This window comes from Mycobacterium sp. 1245852.3 (genome assembly GCF_001669335.1).
GTDB lineage: Bacteria > Actinomycetota > Actinomycetes > Mycobacteriales > Mycobacteriaceae > Mycobacterium > Mycobacterium europaeum_A.
Genome location: NZ_LZLL01000305.1, coordinates 1 through 3,746, shown reverse-complemented (window position 1 = coordinate 3,746; position 3,746 = coordinate 1). Strand labels below are relative to the sequence as shown.

Annotated in this window: 7 protein-coding genes; 2 read left to right on the top strand and 5 right to left on the bottom strand. The window is 65.9% G+C overall.

Annotation, left to right across the window (positions count from 1 at the left end; translation table 11 throughout):
• On the bottom strand, positions 1-761 hold a 761-nt coding region (sigB, locus tag A9W96_RS13765), incomplete at its 3' end, for a sigma-70 family RNA polymerase sigma factor SigB (RefSeq protein ID WP_067140444.1).
• A 166-nt stretch (positions 762-927) separates the two neighbouring features.
• On the bottom strand, positions 928-1,374 hold the full coding sequence (locus tag A9W96_RS13760) for a DUF3099 domain-containing protein (RefSeq protein ID WP_156752975.1): 447 nt from the start codon (positions 1,372-1,374) through the stop codon (positions 928-930).
• Between the two features lie 70 nt (positions 1,375-1,444).
• Here A9W96_RS13760 and A9W96_RS13755 point away from each other — a divergent pair, with 70 nt between their 5' ends.
• The gene (locus tag A9W96_RS13755) at positions 1,445-1,684 is read left to right on the top strand and encodes a DUF3039 domain-containing protein (RefSeq protein WP_044485021.1); all 240 of its coding nucleotides are present in this window, start codon (positions 1,445-1,447) and stop codon (positions 1,682-1,684) included.
• A gap of 1 nt (position 1,685) precedes the next feature.
• Here the strand turns inward: A9W96_RS13755 and A9W96_RS13750 are convergent, their stop codons facing one another.
• Together A9W96_RS13750 and A9W96_RS13745 are read right to left on the bottom strand one after the other, a co-directional pair.
• On the bottom strand, positions 1,686-2,690 hold the full coding sequence (locus A9W96_RS13750) for a YihY/virulence factor BrkB family protein (RefSeq protein WP_066860718.1): 1,005 nt from the start codon (positions 2,688-2,690) through the stop codon (positions 1,686-1,688).
• Positions 2,691-2,756: 66 nt separating this feature from the next.
• Positions 2,757-2,942: a hypothetical protein gene (locus A9W96_RS13745; protein WP_007774888.1), complete on the bottom strand. Its 186-nt coding sequence runs from the start codon at positions 2,940-2,942 to the stop codon at positions 2,757-2,759.
• A gap of 131 nt (positions 2,943-3,073) precedes the next feature.
• Here A9W96_RS13745 and A9W96_RS13740 point away from each other — a divergent pair, with 131 nt between their 5' ends.
• Positions 3,074-3,433, top strand: coding sequence for a DUF952 domain-containing protein (locus A9W96_RS13740; RefSeq protein ID WP_066860714.1), 360 nt, complete (start codon positions 3,074-3,076; stop codon positions 3,431-3,433).
• Here the strand turns inward: A9W96_RS13740 and A9W96_RS13735 are convergent.
• On the bottom strand, positions 3,388-3,746 hold a 359-nt coding region (locus A9W96_RS13735; protein WP_067140441.1), incomplete at its 5' end, for a RidA family protein. The genes A9W96_RS13740 and A9W96_RS13735 overlap by 46 nt on opposite strands.

Below are 3,746 nucleotides of genomic sequence, written 5' to 3'. Positions count from 1 at the left end.
ACGCTGCGGATGTCGGTGTGCAGCAGCTCGGCGATCACCGCGTTCTCGGCCGACATCGCCTCGGCGTCCTCGATGAAGTCGCCCAGCGGTGCTTCCTCCTCGGAACCGACCGGCATGTCGAGGCTCACCGGGTCGCGGCTGTGCTCGAGCAGGTCGTTGATCTTTTCCACCGGGATGCCGGACTCGGCGGCCAGTTCCTCGTCGGTGGCCTCGCGTCCCAGGTTCTGGTGCATCTCGCGTTTGATCCGCGCCAGCTTGTTGACCTGCTCCACCAGATGGACCGGCAGCCGGATGGTGCGGCTCTGGTCGGCCATGCCGCGGGTGATCGCCTGACGGATCCACCACGTCGCGTAGGTCGAGAACTTGAATCCCTTTGTGTAATCGAACTTTTCCATCGCGCGGATCAGCCCGAGGTTGCCCTCTTGAATCAGGTCCAGTAATGGCATGCCGCGACCGGTGTACCGCTTGGCCAGCGACACCACCAGACGCAGGTTGGCTTCCAGCAGGTGACGACGCGCCGCCTGACCATCCCGCACCACGGCCTCTAGATCGCGTTTACGGTTCTCCCCGAGGCGCTTACGCGTTGCGAGCAGGTGTTCGGCGTAGAGCCCGGCCTCGATGCGCTTCGCGAGTTCGACCTCACCCGCCGCATTGAGCAGTGCCGTCTTACCGATTCCGTTCAGATATACGCGCACTAGATCCGCTGCGGGGCTTTGAGCATCCAGATCGCCGTCAAATCTGCTCGTGCTGGCGTTCGCCATAGCGACCTCCCGTTCGGCTTTGTTCTGTCATCGAGTTCAACGACAGATCAGCTCTGAGAGTTCCCAGCGATTCCCTATCTCACACGTCTTGACGTGCAGAAATGTGCCGTCGACCTGAGAAAGTCCTGAGAAGTCCGCGACGGCGGCAACTTCGGCGAAACGACGGCTAGTCGGGATCAATTCCGCCGCGGGCGCCGGGAGGCCAGTCCGGTTGCGGCGGTCGCGGCGCCTCGAGCGCGCGACGTTCGGCCCGCGGGAACAGGGGAATGCGCTGGCGGGCGTCGTCGAACCGGCGCGGCTCCTCGGCGCTGCGCGGCGGCCGATCGTTCGCGATCAGCACGGCCATCCAGGGCAACGGGATGGAGGCCGCCACGATCGCCAGGGAGATCAGCCCGTTGTGCCACGCGCCGTAGGCGACCGCGGCCAGGATGAGCGCCGGGATGCGGAATGCCATCAAAGTCAAGTACTTACGGACCCGCGCGCGATGCTGCTCCTCGTACGAGGTCGCGGCGGCGGTGATGAGCACCGGGCGGCTCTTGTGGCCGTCGAAGTCATCGAACCGGTCGTCGAACCCCGGATCGGAGCCGTGCTTCATTTCTCCACTGTCCCACAACTCGCCGATTCCGGCTCGGACGGTTTCTGGGCCGCGCGCAGCGCCCGGCGAGCAGTGCACAATGTCAGATATGCAGACCCAAACGATCGAACGCACCGAGACCGACGAACGCGTCGACGACGGGACCGGCAGCGACACCCCGAAGTACTTCCATTACGTCAAGAAGGACAAGATCGCGGAGAGCGCGGTCATGGGCAATCACGTCGTGGCGTTGTGCGGCGAGGTATTTCCCGTCACCAAGGCGGCCAAGCCGGGCTCACCGGTCTGCCCGGACTGCAAGCAGATCTACGACCGGATGAAGAAGGACTGACCTAGCCGGGCGGCTCCGCCGGCGCGACCTCGCGTTGCGCGGTGATGGGATTCTTGGTCACCGGATTGGACAGCGTGTCCGCCGCCTTCGCCAGCGCGGGCGAGCGCGACAGCAGCCATCTGCGCAGCCGGTGCGCGTGCGTCCTGGGCGCGGGGAATTCCTCCTGGATGGCGGCATTGAGTTCGGCGCCGATCATGATCGCGAAGCCCCCGAAGAACGAGAACAGCAGGAATGCGATGGGCGTCGAGAGCGCGCCGTAGGTGTAGCCCGTACTGGTGATCCACTGCAGGTAGATCCGCAGGCCCAGGGTGGCGATCACAAACACCGCGGTGGCCAGCGCCGCGCCGAAGATCAGCCGATGCGTCGGCAGCGGCTCCGGCAACGACACGCGGTACAAGATCACGACCCCGATCATCAAGACGAGGATCAAGGCCGGGTAGTAGCCGTAGCGCAGCGCGTTGGCCAGGCTGACTGGAATGTGCTCACCCACCTTGCGTGGCCCTTGGACCACCAACGGCGCCGTCGCCACCACGAACACCAACCCCACCACGTAGAGGAACAACGCGAACAGGCGTTGGCGCACCGGATGGCGCAATGGCGTCTGGTCGTGCGCCTCGACCACGGAGTCAACGAACGACGAGATCGCCGACGACCCCGCCCACAGCGAGATGATGAAACCCAGCGACACCACCTCGCCGCGGGCGTTGTTGGCGATGTCGCGCACGGTCGGCTCGATGATCTCGTTGACCACGCTGCGGGAGAACACGCTGTGCGCCGTCGAGATCAGCTGACGCAGGATGCTGGGCAGCATGTCGGGGCCGAACAGCGGAGCCACATACGCCAGCGTGCCCAGCAGCCCGAGCAGCAGCGGCGGAAGTGACAGCGCCGACCAGAAACCGGCCTGAGCCGACTCCGAGAAAATCGAGTCGTCCCAACTCTTGGAAAGAGTCCTCAGGGTGATTCGCCAAATGTGGTGGCGCGACGGTTTTGCGACCTGCTCGCTCATACCCGTCCAGCATTACCGAAGATCGCTCGCACCGCCCACATTGGCGATGGGCGAGTTCGCCGCGGCTTAGCTTTCGCTGAACTCCAGCACGGCGTCCAGCTCGGTCAGCTTCGCCTCGTGCTCGTTGGCGTGGTGCTGGCAGAAGAGAAGCTCCAGTCCGGAAGGCAGCTTGGCGCGCACTCGGGCCGCAGCACCGCAGCGGTCGCAGCGGTCGGCCCGGGTCAGTTCTGGACTCGTCAGAGTTGCATTCATGGCTTCTCCGTTCTCGTACATTCACTTTCTCAGACGTATGGCGTTTTCGCCTTGTTCCCCGATCGTTATCGGGTGTGTCGTTTCTCACGGCCTGGTCAGGTTTGGTTTGGGCGATCTCTAGGGTTCGAAGTGTGACCTTCGCCTCGGACGTCCTGGTGCATCTGTGCGGAACCGAGCAGTGGGCGCGGGCCCGCCGGCTGGGCGGCATCCTGCCGGAGGACGCCGGCGGTGGTGCGTTCATCCATCTGTCGACGCCCGAGCAGGTGCACCTGCCGGCCAACCGGCTCTACCGCGGCCGCGAGGATCTCGTCCTGTTGCACATCGACCCGGCGCTGCTCGCCGCGCCGGTGCGGTGGGAGCCGGGCGTTCCAACCGATCCCGAGTCGATGTTGTTCCCGCATCTGTACGGCCCGCTGCCGGTGGCCGCCGTGGTCCGCGTCACCGCCTACCCGCCGGCCGACGACGGCACCTTCGCGCCGGTGTCGACGTAGGCGTCGGCTTCGATCTCCACCAGTAACTCGGGGGCGATGAGCGCCGCGACCTCGACCATGGTGGCCGCGGGCCGGATCGCGCCGAAGACCTGCTCGTGCACCGCTGCCACCTCGCGCCAGCGCGAGATGTCGGTGACGTAGATGCGGGTACGCACCACGTCGGTGAGCGCCGCCCCCGCTTGACCCAGCGCAATCTCGATGCGGCGCAACGCATCTCGAGTCTGGGCGGCGATGTCGCCGGCGGGCCCGGCGCCGGTCGTTCCGGCCACCGCCACGTGCGGCCCGACGCGCACCGCGCGCGAGTAGCCGACCG